The 15,855-nt window shown below is 69.6% G+C and carries 11 protein-coding genes and 1 tRNA gene; 1 reads left to right on the forward strand and 11 read right to left on the reverse strand.

Going from position 1 to position 15,855, the window contains the following annotated elements:
- Positions 1–69: 69 nt before the first annotated feature.
- Complete coding sequence (locus ACZ45T_RS09100; RefSeq protein ID WP_468439018.1) at positions 70–1,341, forward strand: serine/threonine-protein kinase; 1,272 nt, start codon at positions 70–72, stop codon at positions 1,339–1,341.
- Here ACZ45T_RS09100 and ACZ45T_RS09105 read toward each other — a convergent pair.
- The 11 genes from ACZ45T_RS09105 to dnaA all read right to left on the reverse strand — a co-directional run bounded on the left by ACZ45T_RS09105 (position 1,328) and on the right by dnaA (position 15,661).
- Positions 1,328–2,641: a hypothetical protein gene (locus tag ACZ45T_RS09105; protein ID WP_468439019.1), complete on the reverse strand. Its 1,314-nt coding sequence runs from the start codon at positions 2,639–2,641 to the stop codon at positions 1,328–1,330. The two genes, ACZ45T_RS09100 and ACZ45T_RS09105, sit on opposite strands and share 14 nt — an antisense overlap.
- A 122-nt stretch (positions 2,642–2,763) precedes the next feature.
- Positions 2,764–2,898 (reverse strand): DLW-39 family protein, encoded by a 135-nt coding sequence (locus tag ACZ45T_RS09110; protein WP_208809277.1) that lies wholly within the window; start codon positions 2,896–2,898, stop codon positions 2,764–2,766.
- Between the two features lie 145 nt (positions 2,899–3,043).
- A tRNA-Ile gene (locus tag ACZ45T_RS09115) sits at positions 3,044–3,117 on the reverse strand.
- A 118-nt stretch (positions 3,118–3,235) separates the two neighbouring features.
- Positions 3,236–3,856, reverse strand: coding sequence for a DUF3566 domain-containing protein (locus ACZ45T_RS09120; protein WP_468439021.1), 621 nt, complete (start codon positions 3,854–3,856; stop codon positions 3,236–3,238).
- A 3-nt stretch (positions 3,857–3,859) separates the two neighbouring features.
- Positions 3,860–6,469, reverse strand: a complete 2,610-nt coding sequence (gyrA, locus tag ACZ45T_RS09125) for a DNA gyrase subunit A (RefSeq protein ID WP_468439023.1) — start codon at positions 6,467–6,469, stop codon at positions 3,860–3,862.
- Between the two features lie 43 nt (positions 6,470–6,512).
- On the reverse strand, positions 6,513–8,582 hold the full coding sequence (gene gyrB / locus ACZ45T_RS09130; protein WP_468439025.1) for a DNA topoisomerase (ATP-hydrolyzing) subunit B: 2,070 nt from the start codon (positions 8,580–8,582) through the stop codon (positions 6,513–6,515).
- Positions 8,583–8,978: 396 nt separating this feature from the next.
- Positions 8,979–9,515 (reverse strand): DciA family protein, encoded by a 537-nt coding sequence (locus ACZ45T_RS09135; RefSeq protein WP_468439027.1) that lies wholly within the window; start codon positions 9,513–9,515, stop codon positions 8,979–8,981.
- Positions 9,512–10,648 (reverse strand): DNA replication/repair protein RecF, encoded by a 1,137-nt coding sequence (recF, locus tag ACZ45T_RS09140; RefSeq protein WP_468439029.1) that lies wholly within the window; start codon positions 10,646–10,648, stop codon positions 9,512–9,514. The genes ACZ45T_RS09135 and recF overlap by 4 nt, the downstream gene beginning before the upstream one ends.
- An 86-nt stretch (positions 10,649–10,734) precedes the next feature.
- Positions 10,735–11,610, reverse strand: coding sequence for a phosphogluconate dehydrogenase (NAD(+)-dependent, decarboxylating) (gnd, locus tag ACZ45T_RS09145; protein WP_468439032.1), 876 nt, complete (start codon positions 11,608–11,610; stop codon positions 10,735–10,737).
- Between the two features lie 240 nt (positions 11,611–11,850).
- Entirely contained in the window at positions 11,851–12,981 is a 1,131-nt protein-coding gene (dnaN, locus tag ACZ45T_RS09150; protein WP_319721180.1) for a DNA polymerase III subunit beta, read from the reverse strand.
- Between the two features lie 898 nt (positions 12,982–13,879).
- A complete protein-coding gene (dnaA, locus tag ACZ45T_RS09155; protein ID WP_468439035.1) occupies positions 13,880–15,661 on the reverse strand; it encodes a chromosomal replication initiator protein DnaA in 1,782 nt (593 codons plus the stop codon).
- Positions 15,662–15,855: the final 194 nt, after the last annotated feature.

Raw genomic sequence — 15,855 nt, forward strand, 5'->3', positions numbered from 1 at the left:
CACGCACGACGAGGCACGCACGAGGCACGCACGAGGGCGGACGACGGGTGACGGGGGACGGGCGCAGCGATGGGTGAGGTCTTCGCCGGCCGGTACGAGCTGATCGATCCGATCGGGCGCGGGGGCGCGGGTGCCGTATGGCGTGCCTGGGACCACCGCCGTCGCCGCTACGTCGCCGCGAAGGTCCTGCTGCAGAGCGACGCCCACACGCTCCTGCGGTTCGTGCGCGAGCAGGCCCTGCGGATCGATCACCCGCACGTACTGGCCCCCGCCAGCTGGGCGGCCGACGACGACAAGGTCCTCTTCACCATGGACCTGGTCGGCGGCGGCTCCCTCGCCCACGTGATCGGGGACTACGGGCCCCTGCCGCCCCGTTTCGTGTGCACGCTGCTCGACCAGCTCCTGTCGGGTCTGGCGGCGGTGCATGCGGAGGGCGTGGTGCACCGCGACATCAAACCGGCCAACATCCTCATGGAGGCCACCGGAACCGGGCGGCCGCACCTGCGGCTGTCCGACTTCGGCATCTCCATGCGCAAGGGCGAGCCCCGGCTGACCGAGACCGACTACGTGGTCGGCACGCCCGGTTATTTCGCCCCCGAACAACTACTGGGCGCTGAGCCCGACTTCCCCGCCGACCTCTTCGCCGTCGGGCTGGTCGCCCTCTACCTCCTCCAGGGCAGCAAGCCCGATTCCCAGGCCCTGGTGGAGCACTTCCTCGCCCACGGAACGCCCGGCCCCCCGCAAGGCGTTCCCGCGCCACTCTGGGGCGTCATCTCCGGTCTCCTGCAGCCGGACCCCCAGGGCCGGTTCAAGACGGCCACAGGGGCGCGCAAGGCCCTTGCCGAGGCCGTGGAGCTGCTGGCGCCGCCCGCCCCGGACGAGGATCCGGTGGAGGTGTTCGACCAACTCGGCCCGCTGCCGCCCGGTTTCGGCCCCGGGGGCCCGGTGACCCCGGCCGCGGCGGGCCCGCAGGCGCCCGCGGCCGCCGCGGTCCCGCCGGGCGGATCCGCCTCCGTGACGGTGGCCGCGGAGCCCGCCCGCACCGACCCGCGCGGCACCGCCACGACGGCCGCCCCGACGGCCGCCACGTCGCCTCCCACGTCCCCGTACCCGGCCGTCCCGGCGCAGGTGCCGGCGTACGGCCCCTCGGAGACGGGGAGTTTCCACCTGCCGCCACCGAGCCCGGTACCGGGCCCGGTGCCGGCCCCGGTCTCTCCCGCCGCCCCGCCGGCCGAGGTGAGCGCCAAGATCGCCCCGCCCCCGCCCAAGGCCGTGGCCGCGCTCCTCACCGCCGCGCTGCTCTGCTTCGCGGTCGGCGTCTGGGCCCTCACCCAGCTGTAGCGCCTCGCCCCCGCCGCCGCCCGAGCAGGGTCCAGCCGCCCAGCACGAGCAGCAGCAGCGTCCCGGTGCCGAAGCCGGCGCCCGCCACGACCCGCATCACCGAGGCCTTCTCCGCGGCGTCGGCGGCCTCCGGGGCCGTGAGCCCCTCCTCGGCGGCGGTCCGGTCCTCGGCCCCGATCCCGAACCCGCCCGCGGCCAAGGCCTCCTTGTACGCGGGAGCCTTGGCCGGGGCGCCGGTGACGTCCAGGCGCAGCGTCAGCGGTACCGGGGTCGCCTCCGCGGTGAAATCGGCGACCCTCGCGCCCATCGTCACCGCGACGTAGTACCAGCCGGCGATCGCGGCGTGCTCCACGTCCTTGTCATGGGCGAAACGGTTCTCGTAGAACACCGGCGGGGTCTTCTCCAGCGTGACCCCCGCCTGCTTGCCGTCGTAGGAGGCGTCCTTGTACGAGACCAGGCCCCGGTAGGGGCTGTAGAGCGACACGGTGATCCCGTTGGACGCCGAGCCGGACGGCTTGGTCAGCGTGGCCGCGGCCAACTCCGCGCCGACGCCCAGCTGCTGGCCCCAGTCCAGCGGCACCCGGTACCAGCGGGTCTGCCCGGGCCGCAGGTCGTCGCGCCAGACCCCGCCGCGCACCGCCCGGGCGTCGTTGAAGCCCGTGCCACCGGTCCGGGCCACCGGCTCCGTACCGGGCAGGGTCGGCGCTCCCGAGGGCCAGGTGCCGGGCGCGGCCGTGGGGCCCGCCGCAGCCCGGCCGGGCTCGCGCTGGACGCGGAGTTCGAGCGGCCAGGGGCTCTGGTCGGAACCCTTGGCCGAGGTGCGCGTGACCTTCGCGTAGTAGGGGCCGCCCGGCGCGCAGTCGTCGTCCTCCACGCCGCTGCGCACGCCCACCGCGCTGATGGGCACCGGGTCGTAGCCGAAGGACGCGCGGCCGGTGCTGCCGGGGCAGGAGCGGCCCGCGGTGGTCATGATCTCCACCTCGATGCCGTCGCTGCCGGTGACCTTGGCCCCCGCTCCGGGCCGCACCACGGCGGAGACGTACACGTAGGACTGGTCCTTCTCCAGGACGAGCCGGTAGAAGCGCTCCCCGGGGCCGAGGGTGTCCGCGTAGGTGCTGCCGGCCTCCACCAGCGGGGCGTCCGCCGTGGAGGGCTTGCCCGCGACCGGCTTCGCGCCGTCGGCCGCCCGGTACGTCGCCGCGGGCTGGGGCGCCGTCCCCTCGGCGTACGCGATTCCCGGCAGACCCGCCCCGACCAGCCCCAGGGCCGCCGCCCACGCCGTCGCCCGTATCCGACCCATCACGCCCACCCCGAGTTTGCTAGCGCAAGCCAAATCTTTGCATAACGGAAGTTTTCGTCACAGAACAGCACAAAGCCCCGGCCGCAGCGGCAGCCGGGGCTTCATGAGATCAGCCTTGGGTCTCACACACCGGAACCAGAGGGCACGGAGTCAGTTGCCTCCGTCCACAGGTCCTGCTCGGCGCGGTCCGCCTGGATCTGGCGGTACACGAGGAGCCCGCCGATGGCGGCCAGTGCGACCAGGAGCAGCTTCTTCACCGCGCGACCTCGTCTTTCGTTGACGTAGGGGACTTCTGAAGCCCAACAATACACACGGACCGATACCGATCGGTGACCTGTCGGCCCACCAACTGGCCCAACGACAAAGACCCCCAGGCCTGGGGCCTGGGGGTCTTCGACACTGTGGGGCTAACAGGATTTGAACCTGTGGCCTCATCCTTATCAGGGATGCGCTCTAACCAACTGAGCTATAGCCCCATCCGCGCTGCGCGCTGACTCCTGAAGATTAGCGCACAGAGCGGGTCCAGCCAAAATCCCCCGGGGCGAAGCCCCAATGAACGGTGCCCGCGGGCGTCCCCGCAGGTCAATCAGCAGGTCACTCGTCCTCGGCGAGCGTCAGCTCCACACCGCCGACGAAGCCCGCCGACAGGTTGTAGATGAACGCGCCCAGCGTCGCCAGCGCCGTCGCCAGCACCACGTCGATCACCGCGATCACCGACGTGAAGATCAGCACGCGCGGCAGCGACAGGAACGACTGGAGGTCGAAGCCGTTGCTCTCGTTCGAGCCGGTCGCCTCGCTGATCGTGCCGCCGACGGTCGAGAAGACGCCCATCGCGTCCATGACCATCCACAGCACCACCGCCGCCACGATCGTGCAGATGCCCAGCGCGATCGACAGCAGGAAGCTGACCTTCATCACCGACCACGGGTCGGCCTTGGCCACCCGCAGCCGCGCCTTGCGCGTCCTGGGGGCCGTACGGACCCCAGGACGCGGCATGCGCTGCCCGGCGGCGCCCTTGGTGCCCCGCGGCGCACCCGGGCCCGAGGGCGCCGCGTAGGCCTGCGGCGGCTGGTACGGCGGCTCTGCGGGTACCGCACCGGCCGGCGGCTGCGGTCCTCGGGTGTCCGTCACGGTTCCCCCCTGGGAGTCCGCGGCAGGGCCACGGGCACCGTCCTCTCCAGTCTTGGCCGGTCCGGCGCCCGTGGCTCCACTCACGACTTACTCCTCGTGCTCCCCGGCCGAAGGCTCAGTGCCCTCGGCGGCTGCCTCGGCGGCCTGTCCCTCGCCCGCCTCGGTCTCGTTCTCGTCGACCTCGACCTCATCAGCTTCCTGACCGGCCTCGGCATTGCGTGCGATGCCCACCACGGCATCGCGCTTGCCCAGGTTGATCAGCTGAACGCCCATGGTGTCACGGCCGGTCTCCCTGACTTCGTTGACGCGCGTACGGATCACACCACCGCCGAGCGTGATGGCGAGGATCTCATCCGTTTCGTCCACGACCAAGGCCCCGACCAGTGATCCGCGGTCCTCCACGATCTTCGCGGCCTTGATGCCCAGACCACCACGACCCTGGACGCGGTACTCGTCGACCGGCGTCCGCTTGGCGTAGCCGCCGTCGGTCGCGGTGAAGACGAACGTACCGGGCCGGACCACGCTCATGGAGAGCAGTTCGTCTCCTTCGCGGAAACTCATGCCCTTCACACCCGAGGTCGCACGGCCCATCGGACGCAGCGCGTCGTCGGTCGCCGTGAAGCGGATCGACTGCGCCTTCTTGCTGATCAGCAGCAAGTCGTCGTCCGCGGACACCAGCTCAGCGCCGATCAGCTCGTCATCGCTGCCGTCCTCCGTCTCCCGGAGGTTGATCGCGATGACACCACCCGAACGGGGCGAGTCGTAGTCCTTGAGCGCCGTCTTCTTCACCAGGCCGCCCTTGGTGGCCAGGATCAGGTAGGGCGCCGCCTCGTAGTCGCGGATCGCGAGGATCTGAGCGATCTTCTCGTCCGGCTGGAAGGCCAGCAGGTTCGCCACGTGCTGCCCGCGCGCGTCACGCCCGGCGTCCGGAAGCTCGTACGCCTTGGACCGGTAGACCCGGCCCTTGTTCGTGAAGAACAGCAGCCAGTGGTGCGTGGTGGACACGAAGAAGTGGTCGACCAGGTCGTCCTGCTTCAGCTTCGTACCGCGCACGCCCTTGCCGCCGCGCTTCTGCGAGCGGTAGTCCTCGGTTTTGGTGCGCTTGACGTAACCGCCGTGCGTGATCGTGACGACGATGTCCTCTTCGGCGATCAGGTCCTCGATGGACATGTCACCGTCGAAGGGCACCAGCTTGGAACGCCGGTCGTCGCCGAACTTCTCGACGATCGCCGCCAGTTCCTCACTCACGATGGAACGCTGACGCTCCTCCGAGGCCAGGATCGCGTTGTACTCGTTGATCTTCGCCTGGAGCTCGTCGTGCTCGGCGACGATCTTCTGCCGCTCCAGCGCCGCCAGGCGGCGCAGCTGCATCTCCAGGATCGCGTTCGCCTGGATCTCGTCGATCTCCAGCAGGCCCATCAGGCCCTCGCGCGCGATCTCGACCGTGTTGCTGCGCCGGATCAGCGCGATGACCTCGTCGATCGCGTCCAGCGCCTTGAGCAGACCGCGCAGGATGTGCGCGCGCTCCTCCGCCTTGCGCAGGCGGAACTTCGTGCGTCGGACGATGACCTCGATCTGGTGCGTCACCCAGTGGCGGATGAAGGCGTCGATCGACAGCGTGCGCGGCACGCCGTCCACCAGCGCCAGCATGTTCGCGCCGAAGTTCGTCTGCAGATCGGTGTGCTTGTAGAGGTTGTTCAGCACGACCTTCGCGACGGCGTCCCGCTTCAGGACGATCACCAGGCGCTGGCCGGTCCGCGACGAGGTCTCGTCACGCACGTCGGCGATGCCGCCGACCTTGCCGTCCTTCACCAGGTCCGCGATCTTCTGCGCGAGGTTGTCGGGGTTGGTCTGGTACGGAAGCTCCGTGACCACCAGGCACTGGCGGTTCTGGATCTCCTCGACCTCCACCACCGCGCGCATCGTGATGGAGCCGCGACCGGTCCGGTACGCCTCCTCGATGCCCTTGCGGCCCACCACCAGGGCACCCGACGGGAAGTCAGGACCCTTGATCCGCTCGATGAGCGCGTCCTGGAGCTCCTCGTGCGAGGCCTCCGGGTGCTCCAGCGCCCACTGCGCACCGGCCGCGACCTCGCGCAGGTTGTGCGGCGGGATGTTCGTCGCCATACCGACCGCGATACCGGCACTGCCGTTGACCAGCAGGTTCGGGAAGCGCGCCGGCAGGACCGTCGGCTCCTGGTTGCGGCCGTCGTAGTTGTCCTGGAAGTCGACGGTCTCCTCGTCGATGTCCCGGAGCATCTCCATGGCCTGCGGCATCAGCTTGCACTCGGTGTAGCGCATCGCGGCCGCCGGGTCGTTGCCCGGAGAACCGAAGTTGCCGTTCGAGTCCACCAGCGGCATGCGCATCGACCACGGCTGCGCCAGGCGGACCAGGGCGTCGTAGATCGAGCTGTCACCGTGCGGGTGGTACGTACCCATGACGTCACCGACGACACGGGCGCACTTGTAGAAGCCCTTCTCGGGCCGGTAGCCGCCGTCGTACATCGCGTACAGCACACGGCGGTGCACCGGCTTGAGGCCGTCGCGCACGTCCGGCAGGGCGCGCGAGACGATGACGGACATCGCGTAGTCGAGGTAGGAGCGCTGCATCTCCGTCTCGAGCCCGACGGGCTCGATGCGCATCACGGGCTGCTCCTCCGCGGAGTTCTCTGCGGTAGGGGTGGTTTCGTCGGCCATTGCTGGTCAGAAGTCCTTTCAGGCGGCGGTCAGCAGAGCCGACTCAGATGTCGAGGAACCGAACGTCCTTGGCGTTGCGCTGGATGAAGGAGCGCCGCGCCTCGACGTCCTCACCCATCAGCACCGAGAACAGGTCGTCGGCCTGCGCCGCGTCGTCCAGCGTGACCTGGCCGAGGACACGGTGGTCCACGTCCATCGTGGTGACGCGCAGCTCCTCGGCGTTCATCTCGCCCAGACCCTTGAAGCGCTGGATCGAGTCTTCCTTGATCCGCTTGCCGTTCTGCTTGCCGAGCTCCACCAGCGCGTCGCGCTCGCGGTCCGAGTACGCGTACTCGAAGTCGTCCCGGCCCCACTTGATCTTGTAGAGCGGCGGACGGGACAGGTACACGTGACCCGCCTCGACCAGCGGACGCATGAAGCGGAAGAGGAAGGTCAGCAGCAGGGTGTTGATGTGCTGGCCGTCGACGTCGGCGTCCGCCATCAGGATGATCTTGTGATAGCGGAGCTTCTCGATGTCGAAGTCCTCGTGCACACCGGTACCGAAGGCACTGATCAGCGCCTGGACCTCGGTGTTCTGGAGGATCTTGTCGATACGGGCCTTCTCGACGTTCAGGATCTTGCCGCGGATCGGCAGGATGGCCTGGTACATCGGGTTGCGGCCGGACTTCGCGGAACCACCGGCCGAGTCACCCTCGACGATGAAGATCTCGCACTTCGTCGGGTCGTTCGACTGGCAGTCCGACAGCTTGCCCGGCAGCGAGGCCGACTCCAGCAGACCCTTGCGACGGGTCAGGTCACGGGCCTTGCGGGCCGCGACGCGCGCCGTGGCCGCCTGGATCGACTTGCGGATGATGTCCGCGGCCTCGACCGGGTTCCGGTCGAACCAGTCGTTGAGGTGCTCGTGCACGACCTTCTGCACGAAGGTCTTCGCCTCCGTGTTGCCCAGCTTGGTCTTCGTCTGGCCCTCGAACTGCGGCTCGCCCAGCTTCACCGAGATGATCGCCGTCAGACCCTCGCGGACGTCCTCGCCGGCGAGGTTGTCGTCCTTCTCGCGCAGCAGCTTCTTCTCGCGCGCGTAACGGTTGACCAGACCCGTCAGTGCCGCACGGAAGCCCTCCTCGTGCGTACCGCCCTCATGCGTGTGGATCGTGTTCGCGAAGGAGTACACACCCTCCGTGTACTGCGAGTTCCACTGCATCGCGATCTCGACCGAGAGCATGCGCTCCTTGTCCTCGGCCTCGACGTCGATGACGGTCGGGTGGATGAGCTCACCCTTGCGCGAGTTCAGGTACTTCACGAAGTCGACGATGCCGCCCTCGTAGTAGTACTTCACCGTGCGCGCCTGCGGCTCGGCCGTGTCCGCGTCCGGGTCGTCCGCGCCCGCGGTCGCCTTCGCCGACTCGCGCTCGTCCGTCAGCGACAGGGTCAGGCCCTTGTTCAGGAAGGCCATCTCCTGGAACCGCCGCGACAGCGTCTCGAAGGAGTACTCGGTCGTCTCGAAGATGTCGCCGTCGGCCCAGAACGTGACCGACGTACCGGTCGCGTCGGTCTCCTCGTTCTTCGCCAGAGCGGCGGTCGGAGCACCGAGCTTGTAGTCCTGCGTCCAGCGGTAGCCGTCACGCCGGACCTCGACCGCGACCCTTGTCGACAGGGCGTTCACGACGGACACGCCGACGCCGTGCAGACCACCGGAGACGGCGTAACCGCCGCCGCCGAACTTGCCGCCCGCGTGCAGGACGGTCAGGACGACCTCGACGGCCGGCTTGCCCTCGGACGGCACGATGTCGACCGGGATGCCACGACCGTTGTCGACGACCTTGACACCCCCGTCCGCGAGGATCGTCACGTCGATGGTGTCCGCGTGCCCGGCCAGGGCCTCGTCGACCGAGTTGTCCACGACCTCGTAAACGAGGTGGTGCAGGCCGCGCTCGCCCGTGGAGCCGATGTACATGCCGGGCCGCTTGCGGACCGCGTCCAGGCCCTCCAGGACCTGAATGTTGCTGCCGGTATACGAAGACCCACCTGCCTCTGCGGCCTCGCCGTCGGCGGTGGACTCGTTCTTGTCGTTGGGGTTGCCGGAATCGGCCACGAAGCGCCCTTTCTGGCACAGCACAGGCCGAACTCCGGGCCAGCAGGCATGCAAGCAGGAGCGGCTGCGTCGATCTGCGTTGTCAGCGTTTGTCAGCGGGATCCCGCAAGCGGGCGGGATTTGCTCCAGTCTACCGGTACCACCGACATGAATGGGGGTTTGCCGGTACCTGAGTCCTCATGTGCCGCCCTGAACCTCCTCTCTCCGACTCCCCACATCCGGGACGGGGCTCAAAGAGGCTCACACGGGCATCCAGCGCTTCGGCCTGTCAACCTCCCACTACCGTGAGGGACACCACCCGAATCCGGCCCCGCGGGCAACTCCAACCCCTCGGGCAACTCCAGCCCCGCCGGCGTTCGAGGCGCGGGGTCCGGGGCAGCGCCCCGGCAACGGCGCCGCAGGGCTCCCGCCCCCGCACGGTCACCCGTATGTGTCCCCGGGCCCCTTACTGCCCGGCGCACGCCACGGCCCGTACCCCTTCGGCCGCCCCCCGGGCCCCCGCACCATGATCATCCGCACGGTGCCCTGCCCCAGGTCCGCGTTCAGCCGGGCCACCAACTGCGGAGCCAACAACTTCAGCTGCGCCGCCCACGCCGAGGAATCGCACCGCACGACCAGTTCACGGTCCTCGTACCGCTCCGGTTCACAGTGCGCCGCGATCTCCGGCCCCACGATCTCCGGCCAGCGCTCCATCACACCCGCCACCGCCATCGGCATCTCCCAGCCGCGCTCCGTGCGCAACCGGTCCAGCGCCGCCATCAACGGCATCGGGTCCCGTCCGTCCGCACGCGCACCCGACCGCAGCCCGGGACCCTGGTGACGCTTCTTCCCGCCCGCCGCGTTCCCCCGGGCCCGCGCCTGCTCCCGCGCCGCGGCGAGGGCCTGCCGCGCCAGATCCACCCCGGAGACCTCCGGAGCCTTACGACCCTCCTGCGGGTCCTTGCCCTGTTCGCTCACAGCCGGGTCACCTCACCACCGGACACCCCGAACCGCGTACCCGCCAGCACCCCCGGAACGTCGTCGTCCACCGCCGCCGTCACCAGCACCTGCTCACCGGGAGCCACCAGCTCCGCCAGCCGCTCCCGCCGCCGCACGTCCAGCTCCGCGAACACGTCGTCCAGGATCAGCACCGGCTCACTGCCCTCCGAGCGCAACAGCTCGTACGAGGCCAGCCGCAGCGCCAGCGCGTACGACCACGACTCCCCGTGACTCGCGTACCCCTTCGCCGGCAGCTCCCCCAGCCGCAGCAGCACGTCGTCGCGGTGCGGACCCACCAGGGTCACACCGCGCTCGATCTCCTGCTTGCGCACCTCGGCCAACGCCGCCAGCAGCACCTCGTACAGCGCCTCACGCGTCCGCGCCGCACCACTGTCCACCGCCTCGCCCGCGGAGGACTTGTACGCCAGCCCCAGCGGGCCACCGCCCGGCGCGAGCTGCTCGTACGCCTTGTCCGCCAGCGGCAGCAGCGTCGCGATCAGGTCCAGACGCTGCGCCAGCAGCTCCGCACCCACGCGCGCGAGGTGCTGGTCCCACACGTCGAGGGTGGACAGGTCCATCGAGCGACCGCCGTGCCGGCGCGCCATCGCCGCCGACTTCAGCAGGGTGTTGCGCTGCTTGAGCACCCGCTCGTAGTCGGAACGGACCGCCGCCATCCGCGGGGAGCGCGCCGTCACCAGCTCGTCCAGGAACCGCCGCCGCTCCCCCGGATCGCCCTTCACCAGGGCCAGGTCCTCCGGCGCGAACAGCACCGTCCGTACGATCCCCAGCACGTCCCGCGGCCTGACCTGCGAGGACCGGTTGATCCGGGCCCGGTTCGCCCGCCCCGGATTCAGCTCCAGCTCCACCAGCTGCTGCCGCTCGCCCTGGGTGACGGCGGCGCGGATGATCGCCCGGTCCGCCCCCATCCGTACGAGCGGAGCGTCCGAGGAGACCCGGTGGCTGCCCAGCGTCGCCAGGTAGCCGATCGCCTCGACCAGGTTGGTCTTCCCCTGGCCGTTGGGGCCCACGAAAGCGGTGACGCCCGGGTCGAGGGGAACCTCGGCCCGGGCGTACGAGCGGAAGTCGGCCAATGAGAGATGCGAAACATGCATACGGCGCCGACCTCCCCCGGCTTCCAACTGCTCGCTGTGGTGCTGTGCTTCTCGCCGACCGCTACGGGTCGACGACTGCCGGTCGGCTACTTCTTCTCGACCGCGTGGCCGCCGAACTGATTGCGCAGCGCGGCGATCATCTTCATCTGCGGGGAGTCGTCCTGGCGCGAGGCGAACCGCGCGAACAGCGACGCGGTGATCGCGGGCAGCGGCACGGCGTTGTCGATCGCCGCCTCCACCGTCCAGCGGCCCTCGCCCGAGTCCTGCGCGAAGCCGCGCAGCTGCTCCAGGTGCTCGTCCTCGTCGAGGGCGTTCACGGCCAGGTCCAGCAGCCAGGAACGGATGACCGTCCCCTCCTGCCAGGAGCGGAAGACCTCGCGGACGTCGGTGACCGAGTCCACCTTCTCCAGGAGCTCCCAGCCCTCGGCGTAGGCCTGCATCATGGCGTACTCGATGCCGTTGTGGACCATCTTCGCGAAGTGGCCCGCACCGACCTTGCCGGCGTGTACGGCGCCGAACTCGCCCTCGGGCTTGAGCGCGTCGAAGACCGGCTGCACGCGGGCCACGTCCTCCGCGGCGCCGCCGTACATGAGCGCGTAACCGTTCTCCAGGCCCCACACGCCACCGGAGACACCGCAGTCGACGAAGCCGATGCCCTTGGCCGCCAGCTCCCCGGCGTGCTTCTCGTCGTCGGTCCAGCGCGAGTTCCCGCCGTCGACCACGATGTCACCGGGCGACAGCAGCTCGGCGAGCTCGTCGACGGTGGACTGGGTGGCCGCACCGGCCGGGACCATGACCCACACCACGCGGGGGGACTGCAGGCTGTCCACAAGCTCCTGCAGGCTGTGGACATCCGCGAGGTCCGGGTTGCGGTCGTATCCGATGACGGTGTGGCCGGCGCGGCGAATGCGCTCGCGCATGTTGCCGCCCATCTTGCCGAGACCGACGAGACCAAGCTCCATCAGATGGTTCCTTAAGCGTTGTGGCCGTCTTTGCCGGGGCTCCCCGGGCCCTGTCCTCCAGGACGCGCCGGGCGTCGCCCACCGGATCCGAGCCTACGCCGGGCCGTGGCGCCGGGCCCCACGGGCGCTCCATGGCGCTCCATCGGGGTCTGTCCCCAGGCCGTCCCCGGCTTGTGGACGACGTCGGGCCCGGCCCTCGCAGCGTGCGAGACCGGGCCCGACGTCGACGTGGGGAAGGCGTCAGCCGGAGAGGCGCACCGGCATGATCAGGTACTTGTAGGCCTCGTCCGCCTCCGCGTCGAGGGCCGGGCGGCCACTCAGCAGCGCGGGCTTGGTGGAGGTGGTGAAGCTCAGCTGGGCCACCGGGGAGGCGATCGCGCTCAGGCCGTCCAGCAGGAAGGTCGGGTTGAAGGCGATCGAGATGTCGTCGCCGTCGAGCTGGGCGTCGACCCTCTCCACAGCCTGTGCGTCGTCGGACGAGCCGGCCTCGAGGATCAGCACGCCCTGCTCGAAGCTCAGCCGCACCGGGGTGTTCCGCTCGGCGACCAGGGCCACGCGCTTGACGGCCTCGACGAAGGGCGCGGTCTCGATCACGGCGACGGAGTTGAACTCGGTCGGGAACAGCGTCCGGTACTTGGGCAGGTCGCCCTCGAGCAGCCGGGTGGTGGTGCGGCGGCCGGCGCCCTCGAAACCGATCAGGCCTTCGCCCGCACCGGAGCCGGACAGCGCCAGGGTCACGGTGTCACCGCTGGTCAGAGAGTTGGCGATCTCCTGGAGCGTCTTGGCGGGCACCAGGGCCACGGCCGACGCGTCCGGGTTCTCCGGCTTCCACAGGAACTCGCGGACCGCGAAGCGGTAGCGGTCGGTGGAGGCCAGGGTGACGCGGTCGCCCTCGATCTCGATGCGGACACCGGTCAGCACGGGCAGCGTGTCGTCGCGGCCGGCGGCGGTGGCCACCTGCTTGGCGGCGGAGGCGAAGACCTCGCCGGGCACGGTGCCGGTGGCGGTCGGCATCTGCGGCAGCGCCGGGTATTCCTCCACAGGCAGGGTGTGGAGTGTGAATCGCGAGGAGCCGCAGACCACGGTCGCCCGTACACCGTCTGTGGAAATCTCCACCGGGCGGTTGGGGAGGGCGCGGCAGATGTCGGCGAGCAGCCGGCCGGAGACCAGGACGGTGCCGTCCTCCTCGACGTCCGCCTCGACGGAGACGCGGGCCGAGACCTCGTAGTCGAAGCCGGAGAGGCTCAGCGTGCCGTCCTCGGCCTTGAGCAGCAGGCCCGCGAGAACGGGCACCGGCGGCCGGGCCGGGAGGCTACGGGCAGCCCAGGCCACCGCCTCCGCGAGTACGTCGCGCTCCACCCGGATCTTCACCGGAACCGCCTCCTGCTGTTGCTCGCTCGTCTGCCGGCCTTCGTCGTCGGCTCGTCGATGCCTCGACCGATGCCGGGGACCAGTCTGACGTACGGCGCCGACAGTCGGTGCGGCTGGCGGTCAAGTCGGGAGCGAGGCGTCGGGGCGGCCGATCGACGAGTTGTGCACAGGACCTGCTTGAAAACCGAAACCGGCCTAACTCTCTATGGGGGTAGTAGTAGGGCCTGTGGAAACGGTGGATAAGCCCGTTCTCGCAGGTCAGGCCCTGTTTTTTATCCACCGACCCTGTGGGTGACACCGGTGGACAACACGGTGTCTCTGTGGAGAACAAAAACTTCTGCACAGGCTGTCCCCAGGGGACCCCGACTACTCCACAGGTGTGTCCCCAGCTTTCCCCCGGTACTCCACAACCCAAACGTCTACATCCGTGTGACCGCTTTCACTCCGGACGGTGAGAGGGGGTGTTGCGTTGCCGAACAGTGGACAACGGTGTGGAGAAGTCATCGGATCCTGTGCACAGGATGCGGGAACCTGTGGGGTAGCGGTGGACAACGACGTGGACAGAGCTGTGGACGAAAAATCTGTCCACAGGCTGTGGATGGCGCTTGCGCACAATTCCACAGGCGGCTGACCTGGCCTGATGGTTCCTCACCAGGCCTCCCTGTGGACAGATTGTGGGCGACGTGACCCGTCCCCAGGCTGTGGAGGAAAGAAAGTCCCGGAATCTGTGGATGAGTTGCTCCCGTGGGGGCGTATTCGAACAGGTCAGGGGCGCGCGGACGAAGAAGGGCGCCCCCGTCGTAGTCCGGGAGCGCCCTCTCGATGCGTTTGAAGGGGCCCTGGCGCGGGCCCGAACCAGCCGCCGGCCGGTCGTCTGCCAGTCGCCTGCCGGCGGTCCTCAGCCGTTCTTGATGCGGTTGGTGAGCTCCGTGACCTGGTTGTAGATGGAGCGCCGTTCGGCCATCAGAGCGCGGATCTTGCGGTCCGCGTGCATCACGGTGGTGTGGTCGCGGCCGCCGAACTGCGCCCCGATCTTGGGCAGCGACAGGTCGGTGAGCTCCCGGCACAGGTACATGGCGATCTGCCGGGCGGTGACCAGGACCCGGCTGCGCGAGGAGCCGCACAGGTCGTCCACGGTCAGGCCGAAGTAGTCGGCGGTGGCGGCCATGATGTCGGTGGCGGTGATCTCGGGCGCGCTGTCCTCGCCGCCCGGGATGAGGTTCTTGAGGACGTCCTCGGTGAGGCCCAGGTCGACCGGCTGCCGGTTGAGGCTCGCGAAGGCCGTGACCCGGATCAGCGCCCCCTCCAGCTCGCGGATGTTGCGCGAGATGCGGGAGGCGATGAACTCCAGTACCTCCGGCGGGGCGTTGAGCTGCTCCTGGACGGCCTTCTTGCGCAGGATCGCGATACGGGTCTCCAGCTCGGGCGGCTGGACGTCGGTGATCAGGCCCCACTCGAAGCGGTTGCGGAGCCGGTCCTCCAGGGTGACGAGCTGCTTGGGCGGCCGGTCGGAGGAGAGCACGATCTGCTTGTTGGCGTTGTGGAGCGTGTTGAAGGTGTGGAAGAACTCCTCCTGCGTCGACTCCTTGCTCGCGAGGAACTGGATGTCGTCGACGAGCAGGATGTCCATCTCGCGGTAGCGCTTGCGGAAGGCGTCGCCCTTGCCGTCGCGGATCGAGTTGATGAACTCGTTGGTGAACTCCTCGGAGCTCACGTACCGCACGCGGGTGCCGGGGTAGAGGCTCCGCGCGTAGTGCCCGATGGCGTGCAGCAGGTGCGTCTTGCCGAGGCCCGACTCCCCGTAGATGAAGAGGGGGTTGTAGGCCTTCGCGGGCGCTTCGGCGACGGCCACCGCGGCGGCGTGCGCGAAGCGGTTGGAGGCGCCGATGACGAAGGTGTCGAAGAGGTACTTGGGGTTCAGCCGGGCGGTGGGCTCCAGCGGGCCCGAGGGGGAGCCGCCGGACGGGGCCGGTGCCGCCGCGGGCCGGCCCGGGGCCTGGCGCGGTGCGGGCTGCTCGTACTGCTGCTGCTCGTACTGATGGGACTGGCGGGGCTGGTGCTGCTGGTGCTGCTGGGGTTCGTACGGGGACTGCTCGTACTTCTGCGGCTCGTAAGAGTCCTGGTCGTAGCCGGAGGGCTCGGACTGCTGGAGGTAGCCGGGCTGCGGGGAGGCGTACGGGTCGCGCTCGGGGAAGCCGCCGAGGCGGGGCTGCTGCCAGCCGTAGTCGTCCTGCTGGCCGCCGCGGGGCCAGGCGCCGGGCTCGGGGCGCGGCTGCTGGTAGTCCGGGTAGGCGGGACGGGCGGTGGGGAGCTGGTCGTCGGAGGGGCCGCCGCCGGGGCGCTGGCCTCCGTACGGTTCGTACGCGCCCGCCTGGCCGGCGGGCGGGGCGGGGGGTGCGGGCTCGCCGGCGGAGTCGTCCACGGTGATGGCGATCCGGATGGGGCGGCCGCATTCGCGGCTGAGGGCGTCGCTGATCAGCGGGGCGAGGCGGCCTTCGAGGACGCGCTTGCCCCATTCGTTGGGGACGGCGAGCAGTGCGGTGTCGGCGACGAGTGCCAGGGGCTGGCACCGCTCGACCCACTGCTTGTCCTTGGGCTCGATGCCCGGCTGTCCCTCCCCGAGGAGCTTTTCGAGCACCCTTGGCCACACTGCGGCAAGATCGGCAGGTACGTCAGCCACAGAGCACGCTCTCTCACAGGGGTCCCACGAATGTGTGGTTCTTTGGGACGGTCGGGACAAAAAATCCGGGGTCAGGCAACGGTAGTCAGGCCAGCGGGTACGGTTCAAGTCGTTGTCCACAGCCTGTGCACAGTGTGGGGCCTCGTCGGCTCGGTTTGACCGGATGGCGTAGCCGCGCGTACCGTAACGAGGTC

It is taken from the genome of Streptomyces sp. NPDC030995, from assembly GCF_055571215.1.